Below are 16,224 nucleotides of genomic sequence, written 5' to 3'. Positions count from 1 at the left end.
TCATTCGCTCTTCAAAGGGTTGCCAGATGCTGTTGATAGCGCGCATACGCCGGCTCGTAGGCCTTCACCTGTTCGGCCTGGGGCCAGGTCTGGCTGTCGAGGTCGAGGCTCACGCAGCGTTTACAGAGTTGCGCCAGGCTAAAGGCCGGGTCCGTCTGCCGTCCATGGCACCAGGCCGCCTGGATCGCCGCACCCAGGGCGGCGGCTTCGGCTTCGCGGGTGCAGATCACCGGGGTGTGCATGATATCGGCGACCATCTGCCGCCATAGCGGACTTTTCGAGCCGCCGCCGATCAGGCGGATGCTCTGGCTTTGCAAGCCATTGGCCCGCAACAGGTCGAGGCCGTAGCGCAGGCCGAAGGTGGTGCCCTCCAGCACCGCGCGGCACAGGTTGGCCTGGGTCAGGTTGTCCAGGGTCATGCCCAGCAGGCTGCCACGGGCCTGGGGTAGGGCGGGGACCCGCTCGCCATTGAAGAACGGCAGCAGGCACAAGCCCTCGGCGCCGATCGGCGCCTGGCCCGCCAAGCGGTTGAAGCTGTCCAGGTCCAGCTCCAGCAGTTGGCGCACCAGGGTGGTGGCGTTGGTCAGGTTCATGGTGCAGATCAGCGGCAGCCAGCCACCGCTGGACGAGCAGAAGGACGCCACCGACGCGTGGCTGACCAGTGGCTGCTCGGCATAGGCATACAGGGTGCCGGAAGAGCCCAGGCTCAGGGTGATGATGCCCGGCTCGATATTGCCGGTGCCGATGGCCCCGAGCATGTTGTCGCCACCGCCGCTGGCCACCAGGGCCTGGGGGTTGATGCCCAGGAGCCCGGCCATCTGCGGCAGTATCGGCCCCACCGGCTGCTGGGCCTGGATCAGTTCCGGCAAGGCACGCTCCAGGCGGCCCTCGGGGTCGATGTGGGCCAACAGGGCCCGGTCCCAGTCACGCCGGCGGACATTGAAGTAACCGGTGCCGGAGGCGTCGCCGTACTCGCTGCAGCAGCGCCCGGTCAGCCAGAAGTTGAGGTAATCGTGGGGCAGCAGGATATGGGCGATGCGCTGGAACAGGGCGGGGTGCTGTTCCCGGGTCCACAGCAGCTTCGACAGGGTGTACCCCGGCGCGAGGGCGATACCCAGGCGCTCAAGAGACCCTTGCTCGCCCCCCAGGTGATCCAGCAGGCGCTGGTTCTCGGCCACGGTTTCGGTGTCGCACCACAGTTTTGCCGGACGCAGCACCTGGCCTTGGTCATCCAGCAGCACCAGGCCGTGCTGCTGGCCGGAGACCGCAAGGCCAAGAATGTCCCGGCCATCGACCCCGGCCGCCTGCAACGCCTGGTGGGTGGCGCTGATGCAGGCTTGCAGCCATTGCCCGGGGTCTTGCTCGCGTCGGCCGTTGGCGCCGCTGATCAGGCTGTGGGGGGCGGCGCCCAGGCCCAGGACGGCGCCGCTGTGGCTGTCGAGGATCAGGGCCTTGGTGCCCTGGGTGCCACAATCGAGACCCAGGTACAGCGCGGCTGTGCTCATCCTGCGCTCCGCGCTGGTTTGGCCAGCAGGCGTTCCAGGGTCCGGCTGACGCCATGCTCGCGCAGGCTGTTGAAGCAGCGCTCAAAGGCGTCGACGAACTCGGCGGACCTGGGGATCGCCGGGCCGAAGATTTCCTCCACTCCCAGCAGGCGCTGGGTCAGCAGGGTGTCGTCCGCCACCAGGGCCTGGCAGAACTCAGCCCGAGGATCGGCAATCGTGTAGCGCACGCCGTTTTCGTCCACGCCCCGCAGGTACAGGGCCCAGGCGGCCACCACCAGGGCCGCCCGCTCGGTATCGCGGCCATCGGCGATCAGGCGGTTGAGGGTGGGCACGGTGAACTTGGGAAATTTCGACGAGCCGTCGCTGCACACCCGCTCCAGCTGGTCGGCGATGGCCTGGTTGGAAAAGCGCTGGACCAGCGTGTCCTTGTAGGCCGCCAGGTCGATGCCCGGCACTGGCGCCAGTTGCGGGGTCACGTCCAGGTCCATGTAGGCGCGCATGTAGGCGACGAACAGCGGGTCGTTCATGGTTTCGTGGACGAAGCGGTAGCCCTTGAGAAAACCCAGGTAGGTCAGGGCCAGGTGGCTGCCGTTGAGCAGTTTGATCTTCATCTCTTCGTAGGGCGTGACATCGTCGGTGAACTGCACGCCCACCTGTTCCCAGGCCGGGCGGCCGTTGACGAACTGGTCTTCCAGGACCCATTGCACAAAGGGCTCGCACACCACCGGCCAGGCATCGTCGATACCGTGCTGGTCGTGCAGTTGCAGGCGGTGGGCGGTGCTGGTCATGGGGGTGATGCGGTCCACCATGGCATTGGGGAAGCTCACCTGGCTGGCGATCCAGTCGTGCAGGTCGGCGTCGCGCCGGGCGGCAAACGCCAGCAGTGCCTTGCGGGTCACGGCGCCGTTGTGGGGCAGGTTATCGCAGGACATCAGGGTGAAGGCGGCAATGCCCGCGGCGCGACGCTTGGCCAGGGCGGCACAGAGGAAGCCGAACACCGTGCGTGGCTGCTGGGGGTGGGCCAGGTCGTGCTGGATCTGCGGCAGGTGGAGCATGAACTCGCCGCTGCTGTCATCGATGCAGTAACCGCCCTCGGTGATGGTCAGGGAGACGATGCGGATCGCTGGGCTGGCCAGCTTGTCGATCAGCGCCTGGGGGTCGTCTTCGGCCAGCAGCATCTGGCTGATGGAACCGATCACCCGCACTTCGTGGTCGTTGCCGTCCCCCAGTTCGAACAGGGTGTAGAGGCAGTCCTGGCCCGCCAGGTCGTCCCGGGCGCGGCGGTCCTCGGCGCGCAGGCCGACCCCGCAGATGCTCCAGTCCAGGCCCAGGCCCCGGTTCATCAGGGCGTCGGTGTAATAGGCCTGGTGCGCCCGGTGAAAACCGCCGACGCCGATGTGCACGATGCCCTGGCGGGTGTCGGCGGCACTGTAGGCCGGCACCTGCACCTGGGGCGGGAGCTGGCTGAGGTTGAAGCGATTGAGTTTCATGCAAGGGCTCTCGGTAATCGGGCGGCGGCCATCAGGCGGCGGCGCGCAGGGAACGGGGAACAGCGACGCCTTGGGCATCGAACAGGTGGCAGTGCTCGGGGTCCAGGCGCAGGTGCAGTTGCTCGCCGCAGCGGCTGGCCAGATCACCGCGGATGCGCAGGGTCAGGGCCTCGCCGCAGGTGCTGCGCACATGGCAGAAGGTGTCGCTGCCCAGGCGTTCGGCCACGTCGCTGGTGACTGGCAGGCTGCCGGGGCCGGGCTCGCCCAGCTCCAGGTGTTCGGGGCGAATGCCCAGGGTCACCGGACTGCCGACCTTGAGCTGCGGATGGCTTTGGCTCAGGCGCAGGCGCGCTCCGGCCTGCAGTTGCACCTCGCACCCCTGGCCGTCCACCTGGCTGACGCTGCCCTTGAGAAAGCCCATCTTCGGTGTGCCGAGAAAGCCTGCGACAAACAGGTTGGCCGGGTTGTGATACAGCTCCAGGGGCGAACCCACCTGTTCCACCCGGCCGCCGTTGAGCACCACCACCTTGTCCGCCAGGGTCATGGCTTCGACCTGATCGTGGGTCACGTAGATCATGGTGGCCTGCAGCTCCTGGTGCAGGCGTGCCAGCTCCAGGCGCATCTGCACCCGCAGCGCGGCATCGAGGTTGGACAGGGGTTCGTCGAACAGGAAGATCTTCGGGGTGCGCACGATGGCCCGGCCGATGGCCACGCGCTGGCGCTGGCCGCCGGACAGTTGCTTGGGCTTGCGTTCGAGCATCGGCCCCAGTTCGAGAATGCGCGCCGCCTCGTCGACCTTCTGTTGCACCTGGGCCTTGTCGACCCCGGCCAGGTCCAGGGCGAAGGACATGTTCTTGCGCACGCTCATGTGCGGGTACAGGGCGTAGGTCTGGAACACCATGGCCAGGTCGCGCTTGGCCGGGCTGACTTGGGTGATGTCGCGCCCGTCCAGCTCGATGCTGCCGCTGCTGACTTCCTCCAGCCCGGCGATCAGCCGCAGCAGGGTGGACTTGCCGCAGCCGGAGGGGCCGACGAAGACCACGAATTCCTTGTCGTTCACTTCAAGGTCGATGCCCTTGATGATCTCGAAGCCTTCGAAGCCTTTTTGCAGGTTGCTGATTTTCAGGTGAGCCATGGGGTGTCTCCAACAATTCGAGGGTTACTTCACTGCGCCAAAGGACAGGCCGCGCACCAGTTGCTTCTGGCTGATCCAGCCGAAGATCAGGATCGGCGCGCAGGCCAGGGTCGAGACCGCCGAGAGCTTGGCCCAGAACAGCCCTTCGGGGCTGGAGTAGGAGGCGATCAGCGCGGTCAGCGGGGCGGCATTGGAGGAGGTCAGGTTCAGCGACCAGAAGGCTTCGTTCCAGCACAGGATCAGCGACAGCAGCGCGGTGGAGGCCAGGCCGCCCTTGGCGATGGGCATCAGCACCCGGAGCATTTCCTGGGCCAGGGTCGCGCCGTCCAGGCGCGCGGCTTCGAGGATGTCCCGGGGGATGTCCTTGAAGTAGGTGTAAACCATCCACACCACGATCGGCAGGTTGATCAGGGTGTAGATCACGATCAGCGCGATGCGCGTGTCCAGCAGGCCGAAACTCTTGGCCAGCAGGTAGATGGGCATCAGCACCCCCACCGGCGGCAGCATCTTGGTGGAGAGCATCCACAGCAGGGTGCGCTTGGTGTTGCGGGTCTCGTAGAAGGCCATGGAGTAGGCCGCCGGCACCGCGATCAGCAGGCACAGGGCGGTGGCGCTGAAGGAGATCAGCACCGAGTTCCAGGCAAAGGCCAGGTAGTTGCTGCGCTCGTTGATGTGCAGGTAGTTCTCAAGCGTCGGCGTGAAGATGAACTGCGGCGGCGTGGCGAAGGCGTCGATTTCGCTCTTGAAGCTGGTCAGCACCATCCAGAAGATCGGGAAGAAGATCAGGATCGCGATGGCCCAGGCCAGGGTGCCCAGTAGCAGGCTTTGCAGGCGTCGGGATTGTTGCAGGGTCATGGCGGGCACCTCAGCTCTGGTCAGTCAGGTTCTTGCCGATCATCCGTACCAGGATGATCGCGGCGATGTTGGCGATGACCACGGCGATCAAGCCGCCGGCGGAAGCCATGCCCACGTCGAACTGCACCAGCGCCTGGTTGTAGATCAGGTAGGCCAGGTTGGTCGAGGCGTAGCCCGGGCCGCCGTTGGTGGTGGTGAAGATTTCGGCGAACACCGAGAGCAGGAAGATGGTCTCGATCATCACCACCACGGCGATGGGGCGCGCCAGGTGGGGCAGGGTCAGGTGCCAGAAGATCGCGATGGGGCCGGCACCGTCCAGGCGCGCGGCCTCTTTCTGTTCCTGGTCCAGGGACTGCATGGCGGTCATCAGGATCAGGATGGCGAACGGCAGCCACTGCCAGGAGACGATGATGATGATCGACAGCAGCGGGTAGTGGGCCAGCCAGTCCACTGGCTGGGCGCCGAACAGCTTCCACAGCGCCGCCAGAATCCCCGAGACCGGGTGGAAAATCAGGTTCTTCCAGATCAGCGCGCCCACCGTGGGCATGATGAAGAACGGCGAGATCAGCAGGACCCGGACAATGCCCCGGCCGAGGAATTCGCTGGCCTCCAGCAGGGCACTGATCAGCACTCCGAGCACCACGCTGATCAGCAGCACGCTGCCCACCAGCAACAGGGTGTTGGTGGCCCCGGGCACAAAGCCCGAGTCGCTGAGGAAGTAGCTGAAGTTCTCCAGGCCCACGAACGGGTTTTCACCGGGGTACAGCAGGTTGTAGCGGATCAGCGAGAAGTACAGGGTCATGCCCAGGGGCACGATCATCCACAGCAGCAACAACGCCACCGAGGGGCTGACCAGGAACCAGCCGGGGTTGGCCAGGCGACGCTTGCGGGGGGCCGCCTGCGCTGGCAGATGGAGCTTGGCAGTCGAGGTATTCATGAGGATCACAACCAGTTGGGTATGAGGGGGCGCGACACTGCGCTGGCGTGGCCGGGTTGCGCGTAGGAGCTGGCTTGCCAGCGAAGGCGTCCTTGAACACTGCGCAAGACTCAAGGGCCTCTTCGCCGGCCAGCCGGCTCCTACAAGGCGTGCCGGGTTATTTCGGGTAGCCGGCGCGCTTCATTTCCCGTTCGGTGCTCTGCTGCGCGGCTGCCAGGGCCTGGTCCACGGTGGTCTGGCCGATCAGCGCCGCGGAAAATAGCTTGCCGACCTGGGTACCAATGGCCTGGAACTCGGGAATGGTCACCAGCTGGATGCCGATGTATGGCACCGGCTTGAGGGTCGGTTTGCTCGGGTCCACCGCCTTCAGCGATTCCAGGGTGATCCGGGCGAACGGCGCGGCGCTCATGTAGGCCTGGCTGTAGGTGGAGGCGCGGGTGCCCGGCGGCACGTTGGCGATGCCGTCCTTCTCGGCCACCAGGGCTGCGTATTCCTTGGAGGTGGCCCAGGTGGTGAAGGTCTTCGCGGCGTCCTTGGCCTTGGAGCTGGCGGGGATCGCCAGGGACCAGGAGTACAGCCAGGCGCTGCCCTTGTCAGTGACCTGGTGCGGCGCGTAGGTGAAGCCCACCTGCTGGGCGACCTTGCTCTGGCTCTGGTCGATGACAAAGGAGCCGGCGACGCTGGCGTCGACCCAGATCGCGCACTTGCCGCTGTTGAACAGCGCCAGGTTTTCATTGAAACCGTTGCTGGAGGCCCCGGGCGGGCCGGACTTCTTCATGTTGTCGACATAGAAGCTCAGGGCGTTCTTCCATTCTGGCCCGCTGAACTCGGGCTGCCATTGTTCATCGAACCAGCGTGCGCCGTAGCTGTTGGCCAGGGTGGTGATCAGGGCCATGTTCTCGCCCCAGCCGGCCTTGCCCCGCAGGCACAGGCCGTATTGCTCCTGTTCGGGCTTGTTGAGCCTGGCGGCGAATGCGCCGATCTGTTCCCAGGTCGGCCGCTCCGGCATGCTCAGGCCGGCCGCCTGGAACAGGTCGGTGCGGTAGTAGGTCATGGAGCTTTCGGCATAGAACGGCAGGGCGTAGAGGGTGCCCTTGACCGACAGCCCTTCACGGACCGAAGGGAAGACATCGTCCAGGTCATAGGCGGCGGGCAGGTCCTGCATCGCTTGCAGCCAGCCCTTGGCGCCCCAGAGTGCGGCTTCGTACATGCCGATGGTGAGCACGTCGAACTGGCCGCCCTGGGTGGCGATGTCGGTGGTCAGGCGCTGGCGCAGGACGTTTTCTTCCAGCACCACCCAGTTCAGCTGGATGTCCGGGTGCTGGCTCTCGAAGGTTTTCGACAGCCGTTGCATGCGGATCATGTCGCTGTTGTTGACGGTGGCGATGGTCAGGGTCTGGGCGCCGAAGGTGACGCTGCTGAGGGTCATGCAGGTGCTGAGGAGCAGGGCTTGGGTGCAAGGTTTCATCGGTCACTCCTCTTCTGCGCCAGTGCTGACGACAGAAGGACGGTTATTGTTGTTATGTCTTCCGCCAGAGAGGAAGAATGTGGGCTGATTACAGCCCTCAAACGCGGCGCTGACAAATCATCCATGACACTGGAGTTGATACTTTTTTGCACTGCTTTGCTGGCGCTGCCAGGGCTCGGGTCTCGATTTGCAGGGCTTGCCCCGGGTTCAAGCCGCTACGGAGCCCGCGAATCCGTATCGGTTTCAAGGGGGGGCGGGAGGCGACTCTTAGCCCAAAGCCCACTGGCATTTTTCCGATCACTGCCTAAGATGGCCGTCCTAAACCCCGATCCAGGAAACCCTTGGCCACGATGTCCGAAAAAGACACCATCTCCATGCAACTGGTGCGTGAGGCGCTGCTGCAAAGCTGCGCTCCGGGCGCGGCCACCGATGAAGTGCTGCACAAGGTCGGCATCGATCCGGCGGGCTTGCAGCAGGGCCGGGCACGGGTCCCGGCCAGTGCCTATGCGCGGCTCTGGCGCCTGCTGGCTCGGCGTCTGGATGACGAGTTCTTCGGTATGGACCCGCGCAAGCTGAAGTCCGGCAGCCTGGCCTTTCTCTGTCGCTCGGCCATGGCCCAGCCGACCCTGGCCATGGGGCTGGATTCGGTGCTGGGCTTTCTGTCGCTGATGTTCGAGCGCCTGCCGGCGCAACTGGTGCACCAGCAGAGCCTGGCGGAAATCGTCCTGTTGGAGGATGAACACGAGCCGCGGCGGGCCTTTACCTACTTCACTTACTGGATGATCGTCCACGGCGTGGCCTGCTGGCTGGCGGGTCGGCGGATTCCGATCCTGGCCATCGAACTGCGTTGCCCGCAGCCGGATTTCTGCGACGACTACCGGGTGATGTTCTCCGACAACCTGCGCTTTGACCGGCCGCGCACGCGGATGATCATCGCCGCCGACTGCCTGGACCTGCCCATCAAGCGCAGCGAGGCGGAACTCAAGCGCTTTCTGGCCCATGCCCCGGCCAATATCCTGGTGAAATACCGCGATCCCGAAAGCCTGGCCAGCCGCATCAAGCAGCAACTGCGGCAATTGCCGGGGGAGCAGTGGCCGGAGAGTGAAAGCCTGGCCCAGAGCCTGTGCATGTCCGCCTCGACCCTGCGCCGGCGCCTGGCGGAAGAGGGCCAGAGCTACCAGGCCCTCAAGGACAGCGTGCGCAAGGAACTGGCGATTGTCTGGCTGGCAGAGCCGCAACTGAGTTTCGCCGAGATAGCCGGGCGCCTGGGGTTTGCCGACACCAGCTCGTTCTACAAGGCGTTTCGCAAATGGTCCGGTTCCAACCCCGGGCACTATCGCAGCCTGATCCTCAACGACCCGGACCTCTCATAGGAACCGGCTTGCCGACAAAGGAGCCGCAAGCCCTGCGCCGCCCCGGCCGATGCCTTCGCTGGCAAGCCAGCTCCTACAGCAGTCAGATACACCGTGCAGTTCCCTGTAGGAGCCGGCTTGCCGGCGAAGAGGCCCGCAAGCCATGCGCCGCTCCGACAGATCCGGCCATCTCGCAGGGGCAGCGCGGGCGCTTGGCCAAACCGGTCACGCAACTTGATAGCTTTGACCATTGTTCCACAAGGGCTCTGGCGCCAGTATTTCCCCGGTTTTCATGAGGTTCCCATCCTAATAAGAACAGCGAGGGATTCTGGCAATGCGCAACTACCTGTCCGCTATCAAAGAGTTCAACTATCAGCACACCGTCGACGCCGCCCTTGCAGGCTCGCTGTCGGCGCTCAATGCCTGTGTCGAATGCTGTGACCGGCATGCATTGCCCGGTCGTATCGCGCTGTTCTGGGAAGGCCGGGACGGCAGCAGCGCCACCTACACCTTCACTGAACTGCAGGACAAGGCCGCTCGCCTGGCCAATTTCCTCCTGGCCCAGGGGGTCGGCAAGGGCGACAAGGTCGCCGGACTGTTGCCGCGCAATGTCGAACTCTTGATCACGGTGCTTGCCACCTGGCGTATCGGCGCGGTGTACCAGCCGCTGTTCACTGCCTTTGGCCCCAAGGCCATCGAGCATCGCTTGAACAGTTCCCAGGCCAAGGTGGTGGTCACCGACGGGGTCAACCGACCCAAGCTCCTGGAGGTCGCCGATTGCCCCACTGTCGTCACAGTGGGAGGCGCCAAGGGCCAGGGCATCGTGCGCGGCGATTTCAGTTTCTGGGCCGAGCTGGAACAGTACCCGGCCCAGTGCGAACCGGTGCTGCTCAGTGGTGAAGACCCCTTCCTGCTGATGTTCACTTCCGGCACCACCGGCCCGTCCAAGGCCCTGGAAGTGCCGCTCAAGGCCATTGTCGCGTTCCAGGCCTACACCCGCGACGCCGTGGACCTGCGCCCGGAAGACGCCTTCTGGAACGTCGCCGACCCGGGCTGGGCCTATGGCATCTATTTCGGCGTCACCGGGCCCCTGGGCCTGGGCCACCCGATCACTTTCTACGACGGCCCCTTCACCCTGGAAAGCACCTGCCGGGTGATCAACAAGTACGGCATCACCAACCTCACCGGTTCGCCCACGGCCTACCGCCTGCTGATCGCCGGCGGCGACCAGTTCGCCCGGTCGATCAAGGGCCGCCTGCGCATCGTCAGCAGCGCCGGCGAGCCGCTGAACCCGGAAGTGATCCGTTGGTTCGCCGAGCAGCTGGACGTGGTGATCCACGACCACTACGGCCAGACCGAGCTGGGCATGGTGCTGTGCAACCACCACGGCCTGGACCACCCGGTGCATGTCGGCGCCGCCGGCTTTGCCTCGCCGGGCCACCGCATCGTGGTGCTGGACGAAGAGTACCGGGAGCTGGGTGTCGGTCAGCCGGGGATCCTGGCCATCGACCGCAGACAGTCGCCGATGTGCTGGTTCGCCGGTTACGCCGGGGTGCCGACCAAGGCCTTTGTCGGCGATTACTACCTCAGCGGTGACACCGTCGAGCTGAACCAGGACGGCAGCATTAGCTTTGTCGGCCGCAGCGATGATGTGATCACCACCTCCGGCTATCGGGTGGGCCCTTTCGATGTGGAAAGCGCCCTGATCGAACACCCGGCGGTGGTGGAAGCGGCGGTGGTAGGCAAGCCCGATCCCGAACGCACCGAGCTGGTGAAAGCCTTTGTGGTGCTCAGCGAGCAGTACCGCGCCACCCCGGAGTTGGCCGAGGAGTTGCGCCAGCACGTGCGCAAGCGCCTGGCGGCCCATTCCTACCCCCGCGAAATCGAATTTGTCAGCGACTTGCCGAAAACCCCCAGCGGCAAATTGCAGCGCTTTATCTTGCGCAACCAGGAAATCGCCAAGGCTCAAGAGGCCGCGGCGTCAACAGCTACCGCATGAACAGGATTTGAATGATGGACATTGCAAACCAGGTGTTTCTCGTCAGTGGCGGTGCGTCCGGCCTCGGTGCCGCCAGCGCTGAAATGCTCGTCGCCGCCGGCGCAAAAGTGATGCTGGTGGACCTCAACGCCGAGGCCGTGGCGGCCAAGGCCCAGCAACTGGGCTGCCAGAGCGTGGTGGCGGACATCAGCCAGGAAGCGGCGGCCGAAGCGGCGGTGCAGGCCACGGTCAAGGCCTTTGGCAAGCTCAACGGGCTGGTCAACTGCGCCGGTATCGTGCGGGGCGAGAAAATCCTCGGCAAGAATGGCCCCCACGCTCTGGCCAGCTTCAGCCAGGTGATCAACGTCAACCTGATCGGCAGTTTCAACCTGTTGCGCCTGGCCGCGGCGGCCATCGCCGAAAGCACTGCCGACGCCGAGGGCGAGCGCGGGGTGATCATCAACACCGCCTCCATCGCCGCCTTCGACGGGCAGATCGGCCAGGCCGCCTATGCGGCGTCCAAGGGTGCCATTGCCAGCCTGACCCTGCCGGTGGCCCGTGAGCTGGCACGCTTCGGCATCCGGGTGATGACCATCGCCCCGGGGATCTTCGAAACCCCGATGATGGCCGGCATGAGCGAGGAAGTACGGGCCGGTCTGGCCGCGGGCGTGCCGTTTCCGCCGCGCCTGGGCAAACCCGCCGAGTACGCCGCGCTGGTGCGGCATATCATTGAAAACAGCATGCTCAACGGTGAGGTGATCCGTCTCGACGGTGCCTTGCGCATGGCCGCCAAGTAAGGAGGAATTCTCATGTCCATTGCCCACGATCCGATTGTCATTGTCAGCGCCGTCCGCACCCCCATGGGCGGTTTCCAGGGTGAACTCAAAGGCCTCAGCGCCCCGCAACTGGGGAGCGAGGCCATCCGCGCCGCGGTGCAGCGCGCCGGCATTGCGGCTGACGCAGTAGAAGAAGTGCTGTTCGGCTGCGTGCTGTCTGCCGGCCTCGGCCAGGCCCCGGCGCGCCAGGCCGCCCTGGGCGCGGGCCTGGACAAGGGCACCCGTTGCACCACCCTGAACAAGATGTGCGGTTCCGGCATGGAGGCCACCATCCTGGCCCACGACATGCTGCTGGCCGGCAGCGCCGAGGTGGTGATCGCCGGTGGCATGGAAAGCATGTCCAACGCCCCATACCTGCTGGACCGTGCCCGCAGCGGCTACCGCATGGGCCACGGCAAGGTCCTGGACCACATGTTCCTCGATGGCCTGGAAGACGCCTACGACAAGGGCCGCCTGATGGGCACCTTCGCCGAAGACTGCGCCGAGGCCAACGGTTTCACCCGTCAGGCCCAGGATGAGTTTGCCGTGGCTTCCCTGACCCGCGCCCAGCAGGCGATCAAGGACGGTCTGTTCAAGGACGAGATCGTTCCTCTGCAGGTGATGATCGGTAAAGAGTCGAAGCTGATCAGCGATGACGAGCAGCCGCCCAAGGCCAAGCTGGACAAGATCGCCACCCTGAAGCCGGCGTTCCGCGACGGTGGCACGGTGACCGCGGCCAACTCCAGTTCGATCTCCGACGGTGCCGCGGCCCTGGTGCTGATGCGTCGTTCCGCAGCCGAGCAACGCGGCCTCAAGCCCTTGGCGGTGATCCATGGCCACTCGGCCTTTGCCGACACCCCGGGGTTGTTCCCGGTGGCGCCGGTGGGTGCCATCGAGCGATTGATGAAAAAGACCGGCTGGTCCTTGCAGGACGTGGACCTGTTCGAGATCAACGAAGCCTTCGCTGTGGTCAGCCTGGTGACCATGAGCAAGCTGGAAATCCCCCACGCCAAGGTCAACGTCCACGGCGGCGCCTGCGCCCTGGGCCACCCCATCGGCGCTTCCGGCGCGCGGATTCTGGTGACCCTGCTGTCGGCCCTGCGCCAGAAGGGCCTCAAGCGTGGCGTGGCCGCGATCTGCATCGGCGGTGGTGAAGCCACGGCCATGGCCGTTGAATGCCTGTAACGAGGAATCCCGATGTTGCCCAATGACGAACAACTGCAGATCAGCGACGCCGCCCGGCAATTTGCCCAGGAACGCCTCAAGCCTTTCGCCGCCGAGTGGGATCGCGAGCACCGTTTTCCCAAGGAAGCCATCGCCGAAATGGCCGAGCTGGGCTTCTTCGGCATGCTGGTGCCTGAACAGTGGGGTGGCTGCGACACCGGCTACCTGGCCTATGCCATGGCCCTGGAAGAAATCGCCGCCGGTGACGGTGCCTGCTCCACCATCATGAGCGTGCACAACTCGGTGGGCTGCGTGCCGATCCTCAAGTTCGGCAATGACGAGCAGAAAGAGCGTTTCCTCAAGCCCCTGGCCAGCGGCGCCATGCTCGGCGCCTTCGCCCTCACCGAGCCCCAGGCCGGCTCCGATGCCAGCAGCCTGAAGACTCGGGCTCGTCGCGATGGCGATCACTATGTGCTCAACGGCTGCAAGCAGTTCATCACCTCGGGGCAGAACGCCGGGGTGGTGATCGTGTTCGCGGTCACCGACCCGGCGGCCGGCAAGCGCGGCATCAGCGCCTTTATCGTGCCCACCGATGCGCCGGGCTATAAGGTCGCGCGCATCGAGGACAAGCTCGGCCAGCACGCCAGCGACACCTGCCAGATCCTTTTCGAGGATGTGAAGGTGCCGCTGGCCAACCGCCTGGGGGAGGAGGGCGAGGGCTACAAGATCGCCCTGGCCAACCTTGAAGGCGGGCGCGTGGGCATTGCCTCGCAGTCGGTGGGCATGGCCCGGGCGGCGTTCGAAGCGGCGCGTGACTACGCCCGTGAGCGCGAGACCTTCGGCAAGCCGATCATCGAGCACCAGGCCGTGGCGTTCCGCCTGGCGGACATGGCCACCCAGATCGCCGTGGCGCGCCAAATGGTGCACTACGCTGCCGCCCTGCGCGACAGCGGCAAGCCGGCCCTGGTGGAAGCCTCGATGGCCAAGCTGTTCGCCTCGGAAATGGCCGAGAAGGTCTGTTCGGCGGCGTTGCAAACCCTGGGCGGTTATGGCTACTTGAGCGACTTCCCGCTGGAGCGCATCTACCGCGACGTGCGCATCTGCCAGATCTACGAAGGCACCAGCGACATCCAGCGCATGGTCATTTCGCGCAATCTCTGACTTATAGCAGGAGCTGATTCATGAGCTACGAAACCATTTTGTTGGACATCAAGGACCGTGTCGGTCTGATCACCCTCAACCGTCCCCAGGCGCTGAACGCCCTCAACGCGCAGATCGTCGGTGAGGTGAACCAGGCCCTGGACCGCCTGGAAGCCGACCCGCAGATCGGCTGCATCGTCATCACCGGCTCGAAGAAAGCCTTCGCCGCCGGTGCCGACATCAAGGAAATGGCCGAACTCACCTACCCGCAGATCTACCTCGACGACCTGTTCAGCGACAGCGACCGCGTGGCCAACCGGCGCAAGCCGATCATCGCCGCGGTCAACGGCTTCGCCCTGGGTGGCGGCTGCGAACTGGCCTTGATGTGCGACTTCATCCTGGCCGGTGACAACGCCAAGTTCGGCCAGCCGGAAATCAACCTCGGCGTGCTGCCGGGCATGGGCGGCACCCAGCGCCTGACCCGCGCCGTGGGCAAGGCCAAGGCCATGGAAATGTGCCTGACCGGACGCTTTATCGACGCCGTGGAAGCCGAGCGTTGCGGCATCGTCGCGCGCATCGTCCCAGCGGACGACCTGGTGGAAGAAGCCCTGAAAGTCGCCGCCCTGATTGCCGCAAAATCGATCCCGGTGAGCATGATGATCAAGGAAAGCGTGAACCGCGCCTTCGAAGTCAGCCTGTCCGAAGGTGTGCGCTTCGAACGCCGGGTGTTCCACGCGGCGTTCGCCACCCAGGACCAGAAAGAGGGCATGGCCGCCTTCATCGCCAAGCGTGATCCGCAGTTCAAGGATCAGTAACCGCACCGCCCCTGGCAGGACGCGGCGTCCATCCAGCGTCCCTGCAGCCTCAACCGCAGCGCCTAGGGTCTGTTCCCGTTTGGCCCAGCAACGTGGCTCGTCACCAAACGGGAACAGACCCTAGCTGCGGTTGATGGAGACTCCCCCCTCAACCAGCATCGCCGTCCCGCTGACGAAACTGGCGGCGTCCGACGCGAGGAACAGCGCCGCGCGGGCAATTTCCTCGGGACGGGCGAGGCGCTTGAGGGCATGCAGGTTTTCGACAAAAGCGCGTTTCTCAGGCGTGTCGGTGGCTGCTCGGCCCATGGGTGTGTCGGTGCCTCCGGGCAGTAGCGCGTTGGCGCGAATGCCATGGGGGCCTTCTTCAGCCGCGATGACCTGGGTCAAGCCGATCAGCGCGGCCTTGCTCGCGGCATACGCCGCCATGCCGGGAAAACCGACGTGGTGCCCGACAAAGCTGGAAGTGAAAATGATCGACCCTGCGCCCCGGCTGCGCAGAGCCGGCAACTGGTACTTGGCCCCAAGAAAGGCACTGGTCAAGTTGCAGTCGAGCACGGCCTGCCACTGGTCCAGGGTCAGCTCGGAGACGGACCGGGTTTCACCGGTCATTCCGGCGTTGTTGAACGCGATATCCAAGCCACCGAAACGCTCCAGCGCCAGCGCCACAAGGCGCTCGGCCAGTGCCTCGCTGCGAATGTCACCGGCAACCCCAAGTGCCTCGCCACCGGCTTGCTGGATCTGGGCCACCAACGCATCCAGGGCGTCGCCCCGACGGCCGGTCACTATCAGGCGCGCGCCCTCTTGGGCGAACAGCAGGGCGGCAGCCTGACCGATTCCCGACGTGGCCCCCGTGACAATCGCGACTTTGTCTTGCAGTTGTTTCATGATTGACCTCCTTTGCCTGAGCGTTGGGCCAACCCTAGGCCGCGGCGAACGGCGCGGAACTCCGGATCTTGCGTTGAATATCTTTTTCAACGCACCGCGCTGATCGCCGGCAAATCGATGTTTTTTGCCTCGGCGGCACCTGTGACAATCAGGCGCCCCGAGTCCGAGTGCCTTTCAGAGAACTCCTAGATTTATCGTCCTGGTCCTTTGTTATGGTGCGGCGCCGGCTTTGTTTTGCGCCGCATCAGTGCCATCAAGGAGGACCTGCACAATGAATGACGCCGTTCGGATGAGGACCATTTGCACCGGCCAGGCAATCACTATGCCGGGCGGTGGCGACGTACACCTGATCGCGCCGCCGCCCAAGCCCTGCGTGACCATCGTGGTGCACGGCGTCAACGATCTGGCCGGTTGCTACGAGCGCATCGAGCGCGGCCTGTGCGAGGGGCTCAACGAGCGCCTGGACATGTCGCCGACCTTGCCCAATGGCGCGAGCAACCCGGGCTTTCTGCGTCCGGCCAGCTACAGCCTGCCCGAGGACGATGACGGCAAGGCCCGCAACCCCGACGCGGTGTACTACCGGCGCAAGTTCGCCGCGGCGGCCAACGGCGCCGACACCCGCAGCGTGGTCATACCGTTCTACTGGGGCTTTCGCGAGGAAGAGCGGCACATTATCAAGGACGCT

General features: G+C 65.1%; 13 protein-coding genes and 1 pseudogene. 7 read left to right on the top strand and 7 right to left on the bottom strand.

Annotated features, from left to right (window positions below; all coding sequences use genetic code 11):
- Positions 1 to 11: 11 nt before the first annotated feature.
- From xylB to Q8O96_RS27005, 6 genes are all read right to left on the bottom strand, one after another.
- Positions 12 to 1,505 carry a xylulokinase gene (xylB, locus tag Q8O96_RS27030; RefSeq protein ID WP_115580080.1) on the bottom strand — a complete coding sequence of 498 codons (1,494 nt, stop codon included), beginning with the start codon at positions 1,503 to 1,505 and terminating at the stop codon, positions 12 to 14.
- Positions 1,502 to 2,995, bottom strand: a complete 1,494-nt coding sequence (locus tag Q8O96_RS27025; protein ID WP_305949750.1) for a mannitol dehydrogenase family protein — start codon at positions 2,993 to 2,995, stop codon at positions 1,502 to 1,504. Before Q8O96_RS27025 ends, xylB begins: the two co-directional genes overlap by 4 nt.
- A 31-nt stretch (positions 2,996 to 3,026) precedes the next feature.
- Positions 3,027 to 4,130 (bottom strand): ABC transporter ATP-binding protein, encoded by a 1,104-nt coding sequence (locus Q8O96_RS27020; RefSeq protein ID WP_305949749.1) that lies wholly within the window; start codon positions 4,128 to 4,130, stop codon positions 3,027 to 3,029.
- Between the two features lie 24 nt (positions 4,131 to 4,154).
- Complete coding sequence (locus tag Q8O96_RS27015; protein WP_305949748.1) at positions 4,155 to 4,985, bottom strand: carbohydrate ABC transporter permease; 831 nt, start codon at positions 4,983 to 4,985, stop codon at positions 4,155 to 4,157.
- Positions 4,986 to 4,995: 10 nt separating this feature from the next.
- Complete coding sequence (locus Q8O96_RS27010) at positions 4,996 to 5,922, bottom strand: carbohydrate ABC transporter permease (RefSeq protein WP_305949747.1); 927 nt, start codon at positions 5,920 to 5,922, stop codon at positions 4,996 to 4,998.
- Between the two features lie 157 nt (positions 5,923 to 6,079).
- A complete protein-coding gene (locus Q8O96_RS27005) occupies positions 6,080 to 7,351 on the bottom strand; it encodes a sugar ABC transporter substrate-binding protein (protein WP_305949831.1) in 1,272 nt (423 codons plus the stop codon).
- 389 nt (positions 7,352 to 7,740) lie between these two features.
- Here Q8O96_RS27005 and Q8O96_RS27000 point away from each other — a divergent pair, with 389 nt between their 5' ends.
- From Q8O96_RS27000 to Q8O96_RS26975, 6 genes are all read left to right on the top strand, one after another.
- On the top strand, positions 7,741 to 8,763 hold the full coding sequence (locus Q8O96_RS27000) for an AraC family transcriptional regulator (RefSeq protein WP_102863555.1): 1,023 nt from the start codon (positions 7,741 to 7,743) through the stop codon (positions 8,761 to 8,763).
- Positions 8,764 to 9,076: 313 nt separating this feature from the next.
- On the top strand, positions 9,077 to 10,741 hold the full coding sequence (locus tag Q8O96_RS26995) for an AMP-binding protein (RefSeq protein WP_102879294.1): 1,665 nt from the start codon (positions 9,077 to 9,079) through the stop codon (positions 10,739 to 10,741).
- A gap of 14 nt (positions 10,742 to 10,755) precedes the next feature.
- Positions 10,756 to 11,517: an SDR family NAD(P)-dependent oxidoreductase gene (locus Q8O96_RS26990; RefSeq protein ID WP_102863557.1), complete on the top strand. Its 762-nt coding sequence runs from the start codon at positions 10,756 to 10,758 to the stop codon at positions 11,515 to 11,517.
- A gap of 12 nt (positions 11,518 to 11,529) precedes the next feature.
- A complete protein-coding gene (locus Q8O96_RS26985; RefSeq protein WP_102879296.1) occupies positions 11,530 to 12,720 on the top strand; it encodes an acetyl-CoA C-acyltransferase in 1,191 nt (396 codons plus the stop codon).
- A 12-nt stretch (positions 12,721 to 12,732) separates the two neighbouring features.
- Positions 12,733 to 13,860, top strand: a complete 1,128-nt coding sequence (locus Q8O96_RS26980) for an acyl-CoA dehydrogenase (protein ID WP_102863559.1) — start codon at positions 12,733 to 12,735, stop codon at positions 13,858 to 13,860.
- A gap of 20 nt (positions 13,861 to 13,880) precedes the next feature.
- Positions 13,881 to 14,654, top strand: a complete 774-nt coding sequence (locus Q8O96_RS26975) for an enoyl-CoA hydratase (RefSeq protein ID WP_102863560.1) — start codon at positions 13,881 to 13,883, stop codon at positions 14,652 to 14,654.
- A 120-nt stretch (positions 14,655 to 14,774) separates the two neighbouring features.
- Here Q8O96_RS26975 and Q8O96_RS26970 read toward each other — a convergent pair whose 3' ends face one another.
- Positions 14,775 to 15,539 carry an SDR family oxidoreductase gene (locus Q8O96_RS26970; protein WP_305949746.1) on the bottom strand — a complete coding sequence of 255 codons (765 nt, stop codon included), beginning with the start codon at positions 15,537 to 15,539 and terminating at the stop codon, positions 14,775 to 14,777.
- Between the two features lie 271 nt (positions 15,540 to 15,810).
- Between Q8O96_RS26970 and Q8O96_RS26965 the strand changes: the two are divergent.
- Positions 15,811 to 16,224 (top strand): annotated as a pseudogene (locus Q8O96_RS26965) (hypothetical protein); the annotation flags it as partial.

Source organism: Pseudomonas sp. LPH60, assembly GCF_030718165.1.
GTDB classification, from domain to species: Bacteria; Pseudomonadota; Gammaproteobacteria; order Pseudomonadales; family Pseudomonadaceae; genus Aquipseudomonas; species Aquipseudomonas danubii.
This window is presented reverse-complemented; position numbering and strand designations above follow the sequence as displayed.

Bases quoted from the DNA above. Each gene is read 5' to 3' on its own strand.
- xylB (WP_115580080.1), bottom strand. From the start codon at position 1,505: ATGAGCACAGCCGCGCTGTACCTGGGTCTCGATTGTGGCACCCAGGGC.
- Q8O96_RS27025 (WP_305949750.1), bottom strand. From the start codon at position 2,995: ATGAAACTCAATCGCTTCAACCTCAGCCAGCTCCCGCCCCAGGTGCAG.
- Q8O96_RS27020 (WP_305949749.1), bottom strand. From the start codon at position 4,130: ATGGCTCACCTGAAAATCAGCAACCTGCAAAAAGGCTTCGAAGGCTTC.
- Q8O96_RS27015 (WP_305949748.1), bottom strand. From the start codon at position 4,985: ATGACCCTGCAACAATCCCGACGCCTGCAAAGCCTGCTACTGGGCACC.
- Q8O96_RS27010 (WP_305949747.1), bottom strand. From the start codon at position 5,922: ATGAATACCTCGACTGCCAAGCTCCATCTGCCAGCGCAGGCGGCCCCC.
- Q8O96_RS27005 (WP_305949831.1), bottom strand. From the start codon at position 7,351: ATGACCCTCAGCAGCGTCACCTTCGGCGCCCAGACCCTGACCATCGCC.
- Q8O96_RS27000 (WP_102863555.1), top strand. From the start codon at position 7,741: ATGTCCGAAAAAGACACCATCTCCATGCAACTGGTGCGTGAGGCGCTG.
- Q8O96_RS26995 (WP_102879294.1), top strand. From the start codon at position 9,077: ATGCGCAACTACCTGTCCGCTATCAAAGAGTTCAACTATCAGCACACC.
- Q8O96_RS26990 (WP_102863557.1), top strand. From the start codon at position 10,756: ATGGACATTGCAAACCAGGTGTTTCTCGTCAGTGGCGGTGCGTCCGGC.
- Q8O96_RS26985 (WP_102879296.1), top strand. From the start codon at position 11,530: ATGTCCATTGCCCACGATCCGATTGTCATTGTCAGCGCCGTCCGCACC.
- Q8O96_RS26980 (WP_102863559.1), top strand. From the start codon at position 12,733: ATGTTGCCCAATGACGAACAACTGCAGATCAGCGACGCCGCCCGGCAA.
- Q8O96_RS26975 (WP_102863560.1), top strand. From the start codon at position 13,881: ATGAGCTACGAAACCATTTTGTTGGACATCAAGGACCGTGTCGGTCTG.
- Q8O96_RS26970 (WP_305949746.1), bottom strand. From the start codon at position 15,539: ATGAAACAACTGCAAGACAAAGTCGCGATTGTCACGGGGGCCACGTCG.